Origin of the sequence: Ralstonia sp. A12 (assembly GCF_000801955.1) — a bacterium.
In the GTDB taxonomy this organism is placed as follows: domain Bacteria; phylum Pseudomonadota; class Gammaproteobacteria; order Burkholderiales; family Burkholderiaceae; genus Ralstonia.
Map to the genome: position 1 here is coordinate 16,520 of NZ_JSZO01000036.1, position 17,041 is coordinate 33,560.

Annotated in this window: 15 protein-coding genes and 1 pseudogene; 8 read left to right on the top strand and 8 right to left on the bottom strand. The window is 62.8% G+C overall.

Going from position 1 to position 17,041, the window contains the following annotated elements:
- Positions 1 to 440 precede the first annotated feature (440 nt).
- Positions 441 to 737, top strand: a pseudogene (locus tag PI87_RS25730) (transposase); the annotation flags it as partial.
- Between the two features lie 17 nt (positions 738 to 754).
- Here PI87_RS25730 and PI87_RS28855 read toward each other — a convergent pair.
- Positions 755 to 1,863, bottom strand: a protein-coding gene (locus tag PI87_RS28855; RefSeq protein WP_157003249.1) for an IS3 family transposase whose coding sequence is annotated in 2 segments (ribosomal slippage) — positions 755 to 1,602 and positions 1,602 to 1,863 — 1,110 coding nt in all. Because the reading frame shifts where the segments join, the coding sequence is not laid out codon by codon here.
- 301 nt (positions 1,864 to 2,164) lie between these two features.
- Here PI87_RS28855 and PI87_RS25745 point away from each other — a divergent pair.
- Positions 2,165 to 3,757, top strand: coding sequence for a glycoside hydrolase family 28 protein (locus tag PI87_RS25745; protein WP_039600586.1), 1,593 nt, complete (start codon positions 2,165 to 2,167; stop codon positions 3,755 to 3,757).
- Positions 3,758 to 3,985: 228 nt separating this feature from the next.
- Here PI87_RS25745 and PI87_RS25750 read toward each other — a convergent pair whose 3' ends face one another.
- From PI87_RS25750 to PI87_RS25765, 3 genes are all read right to left on the bottom strand, one after another.
- On the bottom strand, positions 3,986 to 5,197 hold the full coding sequence (locus tag PI87_RS25750) for a tyrosine-type recombinase/integrase (protein WP_039600587.1): 1,212 nt from the start codon (positions 5,195 to 5,197) through the stop codon (positions 3,986 to 3,988).
- Positions 5,198 to 5,535: 338 nt separating this feature from the next.
- Entirely contained in the window at positions 5,536 to 6,597 is a 1,062-nt protein-coding gene (locus PI87_RS25760) for an SDR family oxidoreductase (RefSeq protein WP_084210108.1), read from the bottom strand.
- A gap of 34 nt (positions 6,598 to 6,631) precedes the next feature.
- On the bottom strand, positions 6,632 to 7,810 hold the full coding sequence (locus PI87_RS25765; protein ID WP_039600588.1) for an MFS transporter: 1,179 nt from the start codon (positions 7,808 to 7,810) through the stop codon (positions 6,632 to 6,634).
- Between the two features lie 113 nt (positions 7,811 to 7,923).
- Here PI87_RS25765 and PI87_RS25770 point away from each other — a divergent pair, with 113 nt between their 5' ends.
- Both PI87_RS25770 and PI87_RS25775 read left to right on the top strand, forming a co-directional pair.
- Complete coding sequence (locus PI87_RS25770; protein ID WP_039600589.1) at positions 7,924 to 8,829, top strand: LysR family transcriptional regulator; 906 nt, start codon at positions 7,924 to 7,926, stop codon at positions 8,827 to 8,829.
- Positions 8,830 to 8,943: 114 nt separating this feature from the next.
- On the top strand, positions 8,944 to 9,888 hold the full coding sequence (locus tag PI87_RS25775; RefSeq protein WP_039600590.1) for a chemotaxis protein: 945 nt from the start codon (positions 8,944 to 8,946) through the stop codon (positions 9,886 to 9,888).
- Between the two features lie 52 nt (positions 9,889 to 9,940).
- Here PI87_RS25775 and PI87_RS25780 read toward each other — a convergent pair whose 3' ends face one another.
- The 4 genes from PI87_RS25780 to PI87_RS25795 form a co-directional block, all read right to left on the bottom strand.
- Positions 9,941 to 10,468 (bottom strand): hypothetical protein, encoded by a 528-nt coding sequence (locus PI87_RS25780; RefSeq protein WP_039600670.1) that lies wholly within the window; start codon positions 10,466 to 10,468, stop codon positions 9,941 to 9,943.
- 106 nt (positions 10,469 to 10,574) lie between these two features.
- Complete coding sequence (locus tag PI87_RS25785) at positions 10,575 to 11,978, bottom strand: LLM class flavin-dependent oxidoreductase (protein WP_052321776.1); 1,404 nt, start codon at positions 11,976 to 11,978, stop codon at positions 10,575 to 10,577.
- A 5-nt stretch (positions 11,979 to 11,983) separates the two neighbouring features.
- Complete coding sequence (locus PI87_RS25790) at positions 11,984 to 12,814, bottom strand: hypothetical protein (protein WP_039600591.1); 831 nt, start codon at positions 12,812 to 12,814, stop codon at positions 11,984 to 11,986.
- A 151-nt stretch (positions 12,815 to 12,965) separates the two neighbouring features.
- Complete coding sequence (locus tag PI87_RS25795) at positions 12,966 to 13,610, bottom strand: TetR/AcrR family transcriptional regulator (protein ID WP_039600592.1); 645 nt, start codon at positions 13,608 to 13,610, stop codon at positions 12,966 to 12,968.
- Positions 13,611 to 13,739: 129 nt separating this feature from the next.
- Here PI87_RS25795 and PI87_RS25800 point away from each other — a divergent pair, with 129 nt between their 5' ends.
- The 4 genes from PI87_RS25800 (at position 13,740) to PI87_RS25815 (ending at position 16,925) form a co-directional block, all read left to right on the top strand.
- The gene (locus PI87_RS25800) at positions 13,740 to 14,171 is read left to right on the top strand and encodes a YybH family protein (protein WP_039600593.1); all 432 of its coding nucleotides are present in this window, start codon (positions 13,740 to 13,742) and stop codon (positions 14,169 to 14,171) included.
- A 67-nt stretch (positions 14,172 to 14,238) separates the two neighbouring features.
- Positions 14,239 to 14,670, top strand: a complete 432-nt coding sequence (locus PI87_RS25805; protein ID WP_039600594.1) for a VOC family protein — start codon at positions 14,239 to 14,241, stop codon at positions 14,668 to 14,670.
- Between the two features lie 246 nt (positions 14,671 to 14,916).
- Positions 14,917 to 15,444 carry an SRPBCC family protein gene (locus tag PI87_RS25810; protein ID WP_039600595.1) on the top strand — a complete coding sequence of 176 codons (528 nt, stop codon included), beginning with the start codon at positions 14,917 to 14,919 and terminating at the stop codon, positions 15,442 to 15,444.
- Between the two features lie 32 nt (positions 15,445 to 15,476).
- Positions 15,477 to 16,925 carry a DHA2 family efflux MFS transporter permease subunit gene (locus PI87_RS25815; RefSeq protein WP_039600596.1) on the top strand — a complete coding sequence of 483 codons (1,449 nt, stop codon included), beginning with the start codon at positions 15,477 to 15,479 and terminating at the stop codon, positions 16,923 to 16,925.
- Positions 16,926 to 17,041: the final 116 nt, after the last annotated feature.

Consider the following 17,041-nt stretch of genomic DNA (forward strand, 5'->3'; position numbering starts at 1 on the left):
AACATTGGCGGACTTGGTCAGCCTCTTCGCCGACGCCGCCAAGTGCCCGGTCAGCGAAGCCTCTGCACCTGTAGCCACGCTGGTCGAGGAAATGAGCCGGCTGGGGTGGATCAGGCTTCATTGCGACATGGCCGACATCGGGAGCACGGCACCGTAACCCGGCCGGATGCCGGCACGCGCGCTTGCCATGGAATCAGGCCTCGAGCGAGGCACCCGCCTGGTGCGCCGGTCAGCGCACGCCTCGCCCGAGCTCGATGCTGCGTTGTCTAAACCGAAGAGGTGATCCACCCGCTTGGCTAAGCGGCAAACAAAACGCTGGCGCATCATTGATGCAGCGCAAGGCGGTTTGCAATTGGCCTGGATAGTTCTGACAGGTTGCCTATTAGCCGTACTTTCTCGCCTATGATGTTGGGCATGTCTGATAGGACGAACATGGGCTGATGCAAGGAACGTTGAGGGGCTGGGAGCGAGAGCTGGAAGGGTTGCACGAGCGACTGGGGAAGCTGTTCAAGCGTTCAGAGCCACGGCAGCGGGCCTTGGGCTACCTGAGTGGGCTTCTGAGCCCGGTGGAGCGTAAGAATGGCTGGCAATTGGCCGAATGGATTGGCGAAGCGAGCCCGGACGGTGTGCAACATCTATTGGAACGCGCGCAGTGGGACGCGGAAGAAGCGCGTGACGTACTGCGGGAGTATGTAGTCGAGAAGCTTGGTGCGGACGATGAGGTGTTGATCGTTGACTGTTGACTCCCTACAAATCAGTGCCAAGCTAAGTTAGAGGTCCCCGGGGTCTTGTGAATGCGGAATTCGGCAGGCGTCAGCCCGCCGAGGCTGTCATGGGGAATCTCTTGGTTGTAATCGGAGAGCCATTGCTCGGTGCGCTCGCGCACCTTGTTGAGCGTGCGAAAGACGTGCATGTCGAGCACGCCGCATCGATGGCCGCTGTTGAAGCGTTCGATGAAGCCGTTCTGCATCGGGTGCCCCGGCTCGATGAAGTCCAGCGAGATGGCGTGGCTCTCGGCCCATTCCGCCAACGCTAACGCAATGAACTCCGGCCCATTGTCTAGGCGAAGCTTGTCCCGGTAGCCGCGCCAGGCAGCGACACACTCCAGGGTGCGAATCACGCGGGCGGCCGGCAGGTTCTGGTCCACTTCGATGGCCAATGCTTCGCGGCTGAAGTCGTCGATGACGTTAAAGGTGCGGAAGCGCCGCCCATCCCACAGGGCGTCGGACATGAAGTCGATCGACCAACTGCGGTTGATCTGCTCTCCCGCGACCAGCGGCTGCGGGGACCGGCTCGGAATCCGCTTCTTGCCACAACGGCGGCGGTTCAATCCAATCAGGCAGTACACGCGCCAGACCCTCTTGTGGTTCCACACCCGGCCGCGACGCCGAATCAATTGAAACAGCTTGCCGAAGCCTCGCTCGGGGAAACGTTCAACCAATTCGGCGAGCAGCGCGATCACCTCCTCGTCTCGGTCCGGCCGGCGCCGGTAGCGCGCCGTCGACCGCGATAATCCAATCGCCGTACAGGCCCGGCGCTCGCTCCAGCCGTGACACTCCATCAACCACGCCACGAGCGGGCGCTTGTGCGCCGGGTTTACTGCTGTCTTGCGATCACGTCCTTCAGCGCATGGTTCTCCATGGCCAGCTCGGCGTACATGCGTTTGAGCTTGTTGTGCTCAGCATCAAGGTCCCAAAGCCGCTGCACGTCGGCCGCTTCCATCCCGCCGTACTTCGACTTCCACACGTAGTAGGTCGCTTCGGATATGCCCAGCTCCCGGCATACTTCCTTGACCTGCCGACCGCCTTCGACCTGCTTCAGCGTCGCGACGATCTGGCTCTCGGTGAACTTGCTCTTGCGCACCTTCGATCTCCTTGCGGCTAGTTTGCCCGGAGACCTCTGGTTTTGCCTGGAGTGAGCTTACGGGAAGGCGACAGTTCAACGGAAGAGCTTGTGGCACCGCGCTCGCGGCGACGGTACGGGACATCGGGAGGCCGTCGCCCGCTGTCATGCGTTGAGGAAAGTTCAGAATGTGCTCTGGGGACGTGGGGGATGCTTGTGCGGCCGTTAGGCGCCCAGTCTTTCCTGCATCGTGGGGAATGGTCCCCACGTTGGGGCGAGATCGCCGCGCCGACGGGCAATTGCCTTTCTTTGGAGTCCACTCATGCACATTCCTGCCAAACTTCTTATTCCTATCATCGTGGCGGTTGCTTCCTCAGTAACGCATGCTGCGGATGCCCCTGTCACGACGCAATGGGGCACGGTGTCTGAACCCAGCTACCCGGCCACCCTTTGCGGCAACCCGTTGGTCGCCACGCTCGCGCCAGAAAACGGCTCGGTCGACGCGCTGGACAGTAACCCCTCCAATTCAAAGCCGGATACCTCGCGCATCCAGGCCGCCATCGATGCGTGCCCGTCCGGCCAGGCCGTCAAGCTGGTAGCGGGATCCAGCGGGAAGACCGCGTTCATCACGGGTCCGCTCAAGCTCAAATCCGGCGTGACTCTGTGGGTCGATACGGGTGTCACTCTGTTTGCCTCGCGCAACCCGAAGGACTATGACAACGGCGTGGGCACTTGCGGCACGGCCACCAAGTCGAGCACCAAGTCGTGCAATCCGCTGATCTTGGCGAACAAAACGTCGAACAGCGGCATCGTAGGCGGAGGCATCATTGACGGCCGTGGTGGCAGCCTGTTGACAGGCGGTGCCAACGCCAGTGCGCGCACTTGGTGGGACGTGGCCTGGCAGAACCGGGCCAACGGCCTGAACCAGCAAAACCCGCGGATTGTGCAGATCCAGAACGGCAGCAATTTCACGCTGCACGGTATCACCTTGCAGAATTCACCCAATTTCCACATCTGGGCCTATGGCGTGACCGGCTTGACGGCCTGGGGCATCAAGATCTTGACGCCGAGCCTAGCCTACACCAAGTCACACTATGCCTGCCCAAGCGGTACCACTCCGGATCAGGTCACACCCGCCACCTGTTTCACGCCCGACACGGCGGTGAACACTGACGGTCTCGACACGGGGTACTCTAGCAAGGTGTTACTCGCCTATTCGTACATCAGTGCGGGCGATGACCACGTAGCGATCAAATCCAGCGGCAGTCCGGGCGTGACCAATCATACGTACGCGCACAACCATTTCTACTACGGACATGGTTTGTCCATAGGGTCCGAAACCAACGCGGGAGTGAGCAATGTTGCGGTCACTGATCTTTCGATCGATGGCCTTGATAGCGGCACCAGCGGTGGGTTGCGCATCAAGTCTGATTCGTCACACGGTGGCACCGTGGACAACGTGACCTACAAGCAGATCTGCGTGCGCAACGTAAGCTCGCCGCTGACGTTCGACCCGTTCTACAGCGGCTCGAAAGGTTCGCTGTTCCCGAGCTTCACTAACATCGCGATGCAGGGATTCCACAATCTGGGCAGCACCAAGTACATGGGTGGTAACGTGGTATTTGTGGGCTATGCACTCAACGGCCAGCACAATCCGCTGACCATTACGCTGGATAACGTGGTCTTCGACGGCGCGCAGCCGAGGTTTGCTGCGGGGCACAATGGCGGTCCGACCACGACTCCTGCCGCAACGCACTTCAAGCTGGGGGCTGGGCCGGTCAGTTTTGCCTCGTCGATCATTACATCGTCCATCAACGACGTGACGGTCACAGGAACGCCTAGCACTGGCAGCGCCATCGATTGCAGCTCCGCGTTCGTTGATCTGAAATCCGTCTTATCGACATCACCGATTTGATCGTCACCACACTAGCATTGCGCGCTGTGCCTGCCCGCGAAGGTGTGGCGTGCATCCCTGCTCGATGCAAGGGCATGGAACCGGTACACGGAGTCTGCAAATTGGTGAGGGCAGCGCAATGTGTCCATTTGACCGTCGCCTCATGGACGAAACTGCGCAAGGGATCGCCGAGCTTGCGCCATTGCCAATACGCCGATGAGTTCACGGAAGGGACCTTGGCGTGCCCGCCTATTCTGAGCCCTTGAGCTGGTCCAGGTAGTCTGCCCACTGCTGCATCATCTCGCGCCGCTGTTGAAGAAACCTGGTGCGATTGTATGCGCGCCCATTGGTATCTTTCACAACGTGGGCAAGCTGCGCCTCGATGATGGCTGGCGGCACGTTCAGCACCTCATCAAGGATCGTGCGCGCCATCGCACGGAAGCCGTGGCCGGTCATCGTCTCTCCGTCATAACCCAGGCGGCGTAGCGCGGCATTGACCGTGGCGTTGCTCATGGGACGGCCGGAACTGCGGATGCAAGGGAACAGGTAGCGGCTGTGGCCGGTATATCGATACAGGTTTTGGAGAAGCCCGACGGCTTGGTGGGAAAGCGGCACAATGTGATCCTCGCCGTTTGCCTTGAGCTTCTTCGCCCGCTTCATTCGGGCCGATGGGATTTGCCATGTCGCGTTCTCAAAATCGAATTCGCTCCATTCAGCGAGGCGTACCTCTCCCGGTCGCTGAAAGACCATGGGCATGAACTGAAGGGCACACGCTACAGGAAAGCTGCCTGGGTAACCGCTGATCGCGCGCAACAGACCTCCGACCTCACGAGGATCGACAATGGCCGCCAAGTGTTTAACCATGCTCGGTGTCAGCATGCCTCGCAGGTCCGCCGTCGGGTCTCGTTGGGCACGGCCGGTTACCACCGCGTATCGCATCACCTGCCCAATCGCTATTTTGACGCGGTGCGCTGTTTCGATCGTGCCGCGTTGCTCGATCTTGCGGATGATGGCCAGCACATCCGACGGCTCCACAGTGGTGGCTGGGCGTCGGCCGATGATAGGGAGGGCGAAGCGCTTCAATCGGCTCCAGGTGTTCTCGGCGTGCTTGTCTGACCAGGTCGACTTGAAGCGCTCGAACCACTCGGTCGCTATTGCCTGAAATGAATTTGCCGCAGCAAGCTGCCCAAGGTGCTTGGCGACTTTGCGAGCGTGGCCGGGGTCGATGCCTTTCGCGATCTGCTCGCGTAGAGCGATCGTTCTGGTGCGTGCATCTTTGAGCGTGACGTCTGGATACACGCCCAGTGACAGACGCTTCTCACAACCGTCAATCCGGTACTTGAGGCGCCACCATTTTCCTCCGTTCGGCGATACCTCAAGGTAGAGGCCATTGCCGTCGAAGAGGCGCTGCGTTTTTTCGGAGGGACGTGTCTGGCGGACTGTTACATCTGTTAGATACATGGGGGCAACTCGTTCTGGAGGTGGGGAGCTATCCCCAATGTTGCCCCCAGAACGGTTTGGTTGCCAACGCACACCAGCGTACAGCAGCGGACAATGAGTTGCCCGTAAAGCCTTGTGGTACAACGATTTTCCGGATTTCGGTGTTCAACGTTGGACCTTGATGTGGTGGGACGTACAGGACTTGAACCTGCCTGCCTGCGTCGGTAAACCGTCGCTGCTCGACCCATGAGCTACCGTCCCGCCTTCACTATATCGACCCTTCTTGAGGAAACCCGAGTCGGGACATCCACCTAGCCCGATCGGCCAATTCATGGGGCCGGCAGAGGCATCCGGACGCTCTACGCCGGAATGATCTTGCGCTGCCGCAGGTCGTCGAAGATGCGCATGAACATCGCTTCTGTCTCCGCGTATTCATGAAAGCCCAAGCGGCGTGCCTTGGAGCCGTCGCCGAACATGTCGTAGTCCCACGAGAATACGAAGTCGGCAAAGCGCCACGAAGACACGTCGTGATACGGCGTGTCGGCCAGGCCATGTCTGGCGATCATGCTTTGCCACAGCGGTGCCTTGTCGGCCATGACAGTGTCGAGCGACAGGGGCAGCGGCGGGGCGACTTCCAGATCAAAGTAGCGCGCGATCTTGGGCCACATTTCGCTCCAGCGGAAGAGGTCTCCATTGTTGATGTTGAAGGCCTGGTTGGCGCAGCGCGGGTCGGTGGCGGCCCATACGGTGGCGCGGGCGAGCAGGCCCGCGTCGGTCATCTCCAGCAGGTGGTCGTACGCGCCGGGTTTGCCGGGAAAGCGCAGGGGCAGACCCAGCTCCTTCGACATCGTCGCGTACATGGCAATGGCCACGGCCAGGTTCATCGGGTTGCCCAACGCAAAGCCGCCGACCACCGACGGGCGGATGGCTGACCATGTCCACGCCTTGCCGTGCTGGCGTGTCTCCAGAAAGGTCTGCTGGTCGAACATGAATTCGGGCGGCATGAAGTGCGCATCAGTTTCGCGCGCCGGGGTCTTAAAGGGCCCGAGGTGGCCGCCGTAGACCTTGTAGCCCTGCATCAGGCTGATGTGCGCGAGGTTGGGCGCCACAGCCTCGATGGCGTCGACCACGTTGGTCAGCATGGCCAGGTTGGGCGGTACGAGTTCAGCCCAAGTAGGGCGGTCCTGGTAGGCGGCGTAGAAGATATGCGTGACGTGGTTGAGTGCGCTGAGTTTGGCGCGAGTGTCGGCCGTATCGAGCAGGTCCACTGCGATGTGGCGGATGCGCTCGGTCGATTCGCCACCGCGGCGCGACAGGCCGACGATGCGCCAGTCGTCCAGCGTGGCGAGGTGGTCGATCAGGTTGCGGCCGATCACGCCTTGCGCGCCGACGACGAGCGCGACTTTGTGCTGTGCAGTCATGATGGTGTGCAGTGAAATGTTGGCGCGTGATCGATCACGCGGTTTGCGGGTGCTGTGCAGCATCTCCGGCGCCATGCAGGCGCAGGCCGATGACGACGAGAACAAGCGCGCCGACGGGTGCCAGGGCGGCCACCCAAGGCAGGGCGGTCAGCCCCGGGCCATGCGAGATGACTACACCGCCCACCCATGCCCCCAGCGCATTGCCCAGGTTGAACGCGGCGATGTTGAAGCTCGACGCGATGCTCTGGCCGGCGCCGTGCGCCTTCTCCAGCACCCACATCTGCAGCGGCGGCACGGTGGAAAAGGCCACTGCGCCCAGCAGCGCTACGAACACCACGGCCCATACCTTGTCATGCACGGCAAACGTCATCAGCGCGAGCGTGACGGCCAGGGCGACAAGGGTGCCGACCAGCGTGCCGCGCAGGTGCCGGTCTGCCAGTCGTCCGCCGATCAGGTTGCCCGCGATGAGCCCGCCGCCGAATACGAGCATCACCGGTGAGACGGCCGCACTGGTGTAGCCCGTCACCTCAATGATGAGTGGCGCAATGTAGGTGAACACCGCAAACACGCCGGCATAGCCGAGCACCGTGGTCAGCAGCCCGAGCAGCACGGGGCCGCGCATCAGTACACGCATGTCCTGGCGCCAGTCGCCGGCATCCTGCGGGGCGGGTTCGTGCGGCACGAAGCGGGCGATGACGACCAGCGCTACCACGCCAATCGCCACGATGGCCCAGAACGCGGCACGCCAGCCATACGCCTGGCCCAGCCATGTACCCAGCGGCACGCCCAGGATGGACGCCACCGTGAGCCCCGTGAACATGATGGCGATGGCCGAGGCGCGGCGGTTGGGCGGCACCAGGCCGGTGGCCACCACCGAGCCGACTCCGAAGAACGTGCCGTGTGCAAACGCGGTCAGCACGCGGGCGGCCATCAGCAGTGCGTAGTCGGGCGCCAGCGCGCAGGCTGCGTTGCCCACCGTGAAGATGGCCATGAGCCCCAGCAGCACGGCCTTGCGCGGCCAGCGGGCCGTGAGCGCTGTCAGCACCGGTGCACCCAGCACCACGCCGAACGCGTAGCCGGAAATCAGCAGGCCCGCCTGCGCAACGGTGACATGCAGGTCTGCACTGGCTTCCAGCAGCAACCCCATCAAAACGAATTCCGTCACGCCGATGCCGAAGGCGCCGGCGGTCAGGGCGAGTAAAGCCACAGGCATGGTCAGGTGTCCTCAAGAACTGGCCGCAATTGCGGGATGCGGCCAAGTATGTCGACGCTGTGTCTTGTGCGATAGACTGCCTATAAGCACAACATCTATGAATTGAAATCACAATGTCGCGGCTCGATGTCAATCGCTTTGGCGAGATGGAAGTCTTCGTGCGGGTGGTGGAGCAGGGCGGTTTTTCCGCTGCTGCACGGGCGTGCCGGATGACGCCATCGGCGGTGAGCAAGCTGGTGGCGCGGTTGGAGGCACGGCTTGGCGCGCGGATGGTGAATCGATCAACGCGGCGCTTTCAGCTCACGCCGGAGGGCGCGGCCTTCTATGAGCGCAGCGTGGCGGTGCTGGCCGATCTGGACGAGGCCGAGCGCGAGGCTTCATCCGGTGCGCAGCCATCGGGGCGTTTGCGCGTGAACTCCAATCTGCCGGTCGGCACCCACCTGCTGCTGCCGATCGTGCCGGCGTTTCTGGCGTGTCATCCGCAGGTGTCGCTCGATATTGCATTGACGGACCGGGTGATCGATCTGCTCGAAGACCGCACCGATGTTGCGCTGCGCAGCGGGCCGCTGAGGAACTCCCGGCTGGTCGCGCGCAAGCTCGGGCAGACCCGGCTGATGATCGTAGCCTCACCCGCCTATCTGGCACGGGCCGGTACGCCGCGCACGCCGGCTGACCTGGCAAACCACAACTGCTTGGCCTTCAGCTACGTGCGCGCGGTCAATGGCTGGCCGTTCACCAAGCGGGGCCGCCGCACCGAGGTCATGCCGCAGGGCAACACGCAAATCAGCGATGGCGAGGCGCTACGCGCGGTGGCCGTGGCTGGCCTGGGCCTGGCGCGGCTGGCCGAGTTTCAGGTGCGTGCGGATCTGGATGCAGGCCGCCTCGTACCGGTGCTGGAGGATTACAACCCCGGCGAAGCCGAAGATATTCACGCCGTTTATGTCGGCCAGGGCGCGCATTTACCGGCGCGGGTACGGGCATTTCTGGACTTTCTGGTCGCGCACGTGAAGGTTGCCTAGGCGGCGGATCCCCCACGCTGGAAGGGCGTGGCGTTCACATTCGTAAATCCCTTCAAGTTGCCCGGCAGCCTGCCGTTTACCGCCACATAACGTGTGCTTGAACGGGGGAAGACGATGTCGCAACTGGAAGTCGATGAACGGACCAATCTGACGAACAACAACCGCTTTGAACTGTTGCTGTTCCGCCTGGGCGAATCTGCGCGATCCAACCAACGCGAAATGTTCGGCATCAACGTGTTCAAGGTGCGCGAGATCATGGTCATGCCGCCTGTCACGCACGTGGCGGATGCCGGCGCCCACATCCTGGGTGCGGTGAACGTGCGCGGCCAGATCATCCCGGTGATCGACCTGGCCAGCGTGATCGGCACCAAGAACAGCAACGCCAACATCCTGCTGATTACGGAATACGCGCGTTCCACCCAGGGCTTTGCGGTGGAAGAGGTGGACGAGATTGTTCGCCTGGAGTGGAGCCAGATCTTCCCGGCCGAGGCCAGCGTCGGCAGCAGCAACATCACCAGCCTGGCGCGCCTGGACGGCAATGCCGACAACTCGCGCCTGGCGCAGGTGATTGATGTTGAGCAGATCCTGGTCGACGTGTTCCCGACCCGCCGCACCGATCTGGCGCCCGATAACGACGAGCGCCCGATCAAGCTGCCGCCGGGCGCCAAGCTGCTGGTGGCGGATGATTCTGGTCTGGCGCGTACGTTGATCGCCAACGGTCTGGAAGCCATGGGCACACCGTACGTGATGACCAAGAGCGGCCAGGAAGCGTGGGACACGCTGCAGAACATCGCGCGCGACGCCGCCCGTGAAGGCAAGACCGTGCGCGACAAGATCGCGCTGGTGCTGACCGATCTGGAAATGCCTGAGATGGACGGCTTCACGCTCACGCGCAAGATCAAGACCGAACCGGCGTTCCAGTCGATTCCGGTGGTGATTCACTCGTCGCTGTCGGGTTCGGCCAATGAGGACCACGTGCGCCGCGTGGGCGCCAATGGCTACGTCGCCAAGTTCGAGGCCAATGAACTGGCCCAGGCGATTGCTTCGGCACTGGGCTAAACAGTACGAATGACCGGCGGCGTGCAATGTGCCGCCGGGTATCACCTGAACATCACTTGCGGCTGTGGTGGCCGTCGCCGCCAAGCGGGTCGATGACGATCATCGTGCGATCCAGCACACCGTTGTCGTCAAAGAGGGCGTTGAAGTGCGCCTGCTGATAACCGGCGACGTACATCCGGTATGACCATGCTTCCCGCTTCATGAGCGGGTAGTACTGCTTCGGCTCGCGCGGCATGCCGAAGCGCTCGGCCACGTCATGCTTGGTCCACACACCCGGGCGTGCTTCGTAGATTTCCTTCTCGGTCAGCATCTGGCGGAAGTTGGTGAGCTTGCCGCCGCTGTCGAAATCCGCCGCATAGACGTCGTGCCCCATGGGCTGCTTCGAATAGATCCAGCGTTGGGCGCCGCCGGCAAGCTGATACGTTTCAGTGGGCGCGCCAAAGGCCGTGCGCACAGCGCTTTCCGGTTGGCCGATCATCTTCTGCGCCGTCTGCACGGGCTCCAGCGACGCGCAGGCGCCCAGCGCGAGCGCAGCGGCGCCCATTCCAATTCCGATCCACTTGGTGAGTTGAGTCTGCATGGCCATCCTCCGGTGTCGACGCGGGCCGCATCCGAATAGTAAACACCTTGGGCGTGGCGGTTATTCCATCAGGGGCGGGCGTGCGTCGTCCGGGGAGGCTTTGCGATCACCAAGCGTGGCTCGCCAATGGCTGCGCCGCTGTTTCAGCTGCGGGCTGCCACCTTCGCTGCGCGCCCGGATGGGTGGCGGGTAGGCGGTCGTGGCCGAACAATTTGCCGCGCAACGTGCCCGGCGCATAGGCGGTCTTGTAGATGCCTCGGTTTTGCAGCTCCGGTACCACCAGGTCAATGAAATCGGCATAGCTTTCCGGCGTCACGGTGCGCGCCAGGTTGAAGCCGTCGATGTCGGTGTCGTCCATCCAGTGCTGCAGGGCGTCGGCCACTTGCTGCGGGTCTCCGACGATGGTCGCGTAGCGGCCGCCCAGGGCCAGTTGATCAAGCAGGCGGCGCACGGTGAACTGCGTGTCACCGCCGGTTGCGCGGCGTATGGATGACTCGATGGCATTGGTTTGCACCGCGCGCAGCGGGTCGTCCAATGCATAGGTCGAGTAGTCGACACCAGAGCCTGCCGAGAAATGTGCGAGGCCGGCTTCCGCGCTGGCGTAACGCTGATACTCGGCCAGCTTTTCTCGGGCCAGCGCTTCGGTCTTGTCGACTACGACTGTGATGCCCATGAAGACCTTCACATCGTCGGCACGACGCCCCGCCTGTACGGCAGCTCGGCGCAACTGTGCGACCTGATCGCGTGTTGCTGCGGGGCTCTGGCCCGACAGGAAAACGCATTCCGCATGCTGCCCGGCAAAGGTCTGCCCGCGCGCAGAAGAACCCGCCTGAAACAGCACCGGCGTGCGTTGTGGAGAGGGCTCGCTCAGGTGATAGCCCTCCACGTTGTAATAGCGGCCGTGGTGGTGGATGCGGTGGACCTTGTCGGGCTGTGCGAACACGCGCGCTGCACGGTCACGCAGCACGGCATCGTCTTCCCAACTGCCTTCCCAGAGCTGGTAGACCACGTCGAGGAATTCATCGGCACGGTCGTAGCGCTCGTCGTGTGCGATCTGCTCGCGCAGGCCCATGGCGCGTGCAGCGCTGTCCAGATAGCCGGTGACGATGTTCCAGCCGACACGGCCGTCGGTCAGGTGGTCGAGCGTGGAGAAGCGCCGTGCGAACAGGTAGGGCGCCTCGTACGTCAGGTTGACGGTCAGACCAAAGCCGAGGTGTTCCGTCACGCCTGCCATGGCGGAGACGAGCATCAGCGGATCGTTCACCGGCAACTGGATCGACTCGCGCAGCGTGAGGTCCGCCGATTGTTGGTAGACGTCGTACACGCCCACGATATCGGCAATGAACAGGCCGTCGAACAGACCGCGCTCCAGCAGCTTGGCAAGGTCTGTCCAGTAGCTGAGCTTGCGGTAGTCGGCCGAGCGGTCGCGTGGGTGGGTCCACAGGCCGTGGTTGATGTGGCCCACGCAGTTCATGTTGAACGCGTTGAGCAGGATCGATTTCTTGGCCATCGTGCTCAGGCGCCCAGGCTGGTGAGGGTGGGCAGCGTATCGGCAGGACGCTGCAGCAACACGCCAAGAATCTCGCGCCGCCATGCGTCATAGAGCGGGATGTGCTGGCGTGTGTCGATGCCTGCCGCGCGCTCGTTCAACGCCCACGATTCGCGCAGGTAATCGCCCAGCAGCACCTGCAGCTTGTCATCGGCTTCCAGTACCTCGCCGACGAGTTGTTCGCGCTGCGCGTCAGACGCAGCATTGAGCTTGTTGTGCCACCACTCGGTGATGAGGATACGGTGCACTTCTTCGTCCGGCATGATGCGGTTCTCGGCAAAGTCGCGGTTGGCGAGATCGAGCACGCGCGAGGTGCGCCGGTTGACCTGCAGCCGCGCGAGGATGTGGTGCTCGTAGTGGAACTCCCACGCGAGGAAGGCGGCCTGGCTGGTCAGCGGGTAGTCGCCCAGGATGTTCCAGTGGTGGCGTACGTCCTGCGCGATGCGCTCGATCTGGTCATGCCCCGACAGCGCGCGGATGCGCTCGCGCGAGGCCACGGCGTGAAAACCGTCATCACCAATCTGACGTGAGAGCGCGAGCTGGAAGTCGGGCTCGTCGCGGAACAGCCGGTCCAGCCCGGCGCTTGCCAGTTGCACGATGAAGAGATCGTGCGCGGCGTTCCAGACCGCATAGTCGATTACCCCTTCCCATTCTTCCGGCGTTTGCGCATCGCGCGGCGGCTCGGTGCGCGAGGGCGGCAGGTGCTGCGCGTGCACGGCGGCGACGCGGTCGAACAGGTCTTTCTCCAGCGCCGCGCCGTAGCGTACGGGCGCCGTTTCGAGGTGGATTTGGGTCACGTTGACATCCTGGTCGCGGAGGGTGGCTCCGGTTGATCGGTGCGCGCCACCGCCGGGTGGGCGGGCGCGACGAGGCTGTCATCGTTGCATTGAAGGCGGTGCGGGCGAACGAAGCGTTGCGCATGTCGTCAGAACCTGCGCGCAGAAACGGCTACAGGCCGTTCTCGACCATCTCCACCACGCGCAGGGCGATGGCGCCCGTCTGCTCGGGCGGGCGGCCGCGCAGCGGGCCATCGATGATGAGTAGCGCAAGCCCGTGCACTGCAGACCATGCGAGGTATTCGGCGCCTGGGCGGCGCTCCGCAGGCAGCACGCCGGCGGCGGTCATGCGATCAAGGGCCAAGCCCAGCAGTTGGAACGGGTTCAGGCCGCTGTTGCCGGCCTTGTCTGGGTCGGCGTCGTTCTCAACCTCATCGGGCACGGCAAATGCGGTGCGGAACAGGCCGGTCTCCATTTGCGCAAAGCGCAGGTAGCCCACGCCGATGGCGCGCAAGGACGCGCGAGCCTGTGCGTCGTCCGGCCAGGTCGGGTCGATGGCATCCAGTTCCGTTTCCATCGCGCGCGCCAGTGCAGCGAGCGCCGCCGCGCGCACGCCCTGCAGCAGATCCAGCCGCCCGGCGAAGTGCCGGTATGCCGCGTTCGGCACGACGCCGGCTCGGCGCGTTGCTTCACGCAGCACGATGGCATCGGGGCCGCCGGTGCGCGCCAGCTCAATGCCGGCGTCGAGCAGTGCGCGCCTCAAATCGCCGTGGCGATAGGTCGATCGCGCTGGCGGGCGGGGTGGTTCCTGGGTCATGCAATCTCCGCAAGCTTTATGTGGACACTGTTCATTATGTCTGCTATCGTTTGTGGACAGCGTTCACAAATCAACACTACACGCTGTTGCCGTAGATTCCAAGGCGCTTTTTCTTCATTGGAGGCCGACATGACAACTGCAACAAACACCACGAATGATGAGGCGCAGTTGCGTGCGCTGATCGAAGCGTGGGCCGCCGCCGTGCGCGCCAAGGACGTGGACGCAGTGATGCGTTACTACGCACCCGATGTGGTGGTGTTCGATGTCATGCCGCCGCTGTTCGTGAAGGGTGCCGAGGCATACCGTCGCAACTGGCAGGGCTGGTTTGATGCCCTGGAAGGGCAGGCCGATTTCCAGTTTATCGAGCTGCACCTTGAGGTCAGCGGCTACTTGGCCTATTGCTTCAGCGTGAACCGCCTGCGCGCGCGTTATCGCGATGGCGCGAAGCACGATGCGCAAACGCGCGCCACGGTGTGCTTCCGCAAGATTGATGGCCGCTGGCAGGTTGTGCACGAGCACGCATCGGTGCCGATGCCGGTGCCCGAACCGGCGTGCAGTTGATTGAGATGATTCCCTCGACCGCGTGAAACAACACGTGGCTTTGCAGTCCCTGCCCCAAGGAGTTGTGATGCAAGTTCAACCGTATCTGTTCTTCGAAGGTCGTTGTGAGGAAGCGCTCGAGTTCTACAAAAAGACGCTGAGCGCCAAAGTTGACGTGATGATGCGCTACAAGGATGCGCCCAAGGATGCACAACCCACCGCCGAGCAGTGCGGCGGCATGGCGCCTCCGCTCGACAAGGTGATGCACGCGGCCTTCCGCGTGGGTGAAACGCAGGTGCTGGCGTCCGATGGCATGGCTTCGGGCAAGGCCGATTTCAAGGGGTTTGGGTTGTCGGTGAGCGTGGCCGACAAGGCTGAAGCCGAGCGCACGTTCAAGGCGCTGGGCGATGGCGGCCAAGTCACGATGCCGATGTCCGAAACGTTCTTCGCCAACGCCTTCGGCATGGTGGTCGACCGTTTTGGCGTGCAGTGGATGGTGATTGCACCCAAGCCGATGTAACCACAACGTCATCGCACCTGTGCACGAGACGACGGCCACCCGACGGTGGCCGTTCTACGCAAAGCCGTAGGAAAGTTTGCCTTGGCATGGTGTGACAATCCGGTGCTAGACTGCGCTTTCACCGGGGCCTTACTAATAATCAACGAAACCACCCCTGGGTGACCGGCTGCTCTGGCCGCGACCCTTCGCATCTTCTGCGCGAAGGCGTCCATTCACCTGCTGCCCCGCTTTCTGGAGACCGTCTTCATGCTGAAGATCATTGCGATCGTCATCGTCGTTGCCATTGTTGCCGTGCTTGGTTTTGCTGCCACGCGCCCGGACAGTTTTCGCGTGCAGCGCGAGATCGACATCAAGGCGCCGCCTGAAAAGGTGTTTGCCCTGATCGACGATTTCCACCACTGGACTGCCTGGTCGCCATGGGAAAAGCTCGACCCCGCGATGAAGCGCACCTACGGTGGTCCGACCAACGGCAAGGGCGCAAATTATGCGTGGGAGGGTTCCAGCAAGGTGGGCGCTGGGCGCATGGAGATTGTCGATACCGCATCGCCCGCGCGCATTCAGATCCAGCTGGATTTTCTGAAACCGTTCGAAGCCCACAACACAGCAGAGTTCACGTTGCAGCCTAAGGGCGATCTCACCCATGTGACCTGGGCCATGTATGGCCCAAGCCCATTCATCTCCAAGGTGATGGGCCTGTTCTTCAGTATGGACGCGGTGATCGGCAAGGATTTCGAGGCCGGTCTCGCCAATCTCAAATCGGCTGCGGAATCCTGAGCGAGGCCGCGGCGCATCCAAGGAGTGGTTCCATGACGCATGGCATCGACGAACGCAAGCGCTGGCTTGCCCTCATCGTGCTCTGCCTGGGCGTGCTGATGATCGTGCTGGACACGACCATCGTGAACGTCGCACTGCCGTCCATCCGGGCGGATCTGGGCTTTACCGAAACCTCGCTGGTGTGGGTGGTCAACGCCTACATGCTGACCTTTGGCGGCTTCCTGCTGCTGGGCGGGCGACTGGGTGACCTGTTTGGCCATCGCAAGCTGTTCCTGCTGGGGATCACGCTGTTCACGCTGGCTTCAGCGGCGTGTGGGTTGGCGAACTCGCAGGGGCTGCTGATTACGGCGCGCGCCGTACAGGGGCTGGGCGGGGCCGTGGTATCGGCGGTGTCGCTGTCGCTCATCATGAACCTGTTCACCTCGCCGGCCGATCGCGCCAAGGCGATGGGTATCTACGGCTTTGTGTGCGCGGGCGGCGGCAGTATCGGCGTGTTGCTGGGTGGGCTGCTGACCAGCGCGCTGAGCTGGCATTGGATCTTCCTGGTCAACCTGCCGATTGGTGTGGCGGTGTACGCCGCATGCGTGGCGCTGCTGCCCGCCGGCAAGCCGCTGGCAGATCGCGCCAAGTTGGACGTGGCGGGCGCGATTGCGGTGACGACGTCGCTCATGCTGGCGGTATACGCCATCGTGCATGGCAACGAAGTGGGTTGGACTTCCGCGCAAACGCTTGCTCAGTTGGGTGTTGCCGTCGCGTTGATGATTGCCTTCCTCGTCATCGAATCGCGCGTGTCGCATCCGCTCATGCCGCTGCACATGTTCGCGCTGCGCAATGTGGCGACCGCCAACGTGGTAGGTGTGTTGTGGGCTGCGGCAATGTTCGCGTGGTTCTTCATCTCGGCGCTGTACATGCAGCGCGTGCTGAACTACAGCGCAATGCAGGTGGGGCTGGCGTTCCTGCCGGCCAACATCATCATGGCGGTGTTCTCGCTGGGGTTGTCGGCCAAGCTGGTGATGCGCTTCGGTATTCGCGCGCCGTTGTCGCTGGGTTTGCTGGTGGCGGCGGTTGGGTTGATGCTGTTTGCGCGCGCACCGGCTGGCGGCAGCTTCATCCTGGATGTGCTGCCAGGTATGTTGCTGTTGGGCCTGGGGGCAGGTGTGGCCTTCAATCCGGTATTGCTGGCAGCGATGAGCGATGTCGCACCGGATGAGTCAGGCCTCGCCTCGGGCGTGGTCAACACGTCGTTCATGATGGGTGGCGCGCTGGGCCTCGCGATCCTTGCCAGCTTGGCGGCCGCACGCACTGACAATCTTGCGGTAGCGGGTGCTGATGCGGCCACCGCGCTCAACGGTGGCTATCACCTGGCGTTCCTGCTGGGCGCCATTGCTGCTGTACTGGCCTCCGCCCTGGCTGGTGCCTTCGTGCGTACGCGCGCACATCCGCAGGCGCAGGGCGAGGCATCCTCCGCAGCCCACATCTAAGCTGGATACACCGCATGTCTCAATCGAGGCGTGCGGCGTAATTCGTCATTGACCGACCGGTCGGACGGTTTATAATCGATCCAGCCCCAGCATGGCGCAGATGACGCACCGTGCAC

Excerpts from the sequence above, each read along its gene's own strand:
- PI87_RS25750 (WP_039600587.1), bottom strand. The coding sequence starts at position 5,197 with ATGTATCTAACAGATGTAACAGTCCGCCAGACACGTCCCTCCGAAAAA.
- PI87_RS25785 (WP_052321776.1), bottom strand. The coding sequence starts at position 11,978 with ATGGCCAAGAAATCGATCCTGCTCAACGCGTTCAACATGAACTGCGTG.
- PI87_RS25745 (WP_039600586.1), top strand. The coding sequence starts at position 2,165 with ATGCACATTCCTGCCAAACTTCTTATTCCTATCATCGTGGCGGTTGCT.
- PI87_RS25810 (WP_039600595.1), top strand. The coding sequence starts at position 14,917 with ATGCTGAAGATCATTGCGATCGTCATCGTCGTTGCCATTGTTGCCGTG.
- PI87_RS25775 (WP_039600590.1), top strand. The coding sequence starts at position 8,944 with ATGTCGCAACTGGAAGTCGATGAACGGACCAATCTGACGAACAACAAC.
- PI87_RS25780 (WP_039600670.1), bottom strand. The coding sequence starts at position 10,468 with ATGCAGACTCAACTCACCAAGTGGATCGGAATTGGAATGGGCGCCGCT.
- PI87_RS25795 (WP_039600592.1), bottom strand. The coding sequence starts at position 13,610 with ATGACCCAGGAACCACCCCGCCCGCCAGCGCGATCGACCTATCGCCAC.
- PI87_RS25770 (WP_039600589.1), top strand. The coding sequence starts at position 7,924 with ATGTCGCGGCTCGATGTCAATCGCTTTGGCGAGATGGAAGTCTTCGTG.
- PI87_RS25815 (WP_039600596.1), top strand. The coding sequence starts at position 15,477 with ATGACGCATGGCATCGACGAACGCAAGCGCTGGCTTGCCCTCATCGTG.
- PI87_RS25800 (WP_039600593.1), top strand. The coding sequence starts at position 13,740 with ATGACAACTGCAACAAACACCACGAATGATGAGGCGCAGTTGCGTGCG.
- PI87_RS25805 (WP_039600594.1), top strand. The coding sequence starts at position 14,239 with ATGCAAGTTCAACCGTATCTGTTCTTCGAAGGTCGTTGTGAGGAAGCG.
- PI87_RS25760 (WP_084210108.1), bottom strand. The coding sequence starts at position 6,597 with ATGACTGCACAGCACAAAGTCGCGCTCGTCGTCGGCGCGCAAGGCGTG.
- PI87_RS25765 (WP_039600588.1), bottom strand. The coding sequence starts at position 7,810 with ATGCCTGTGGCTTTACTCGCCCTGACCGCCGGCGCCTTCGGCATCGGC.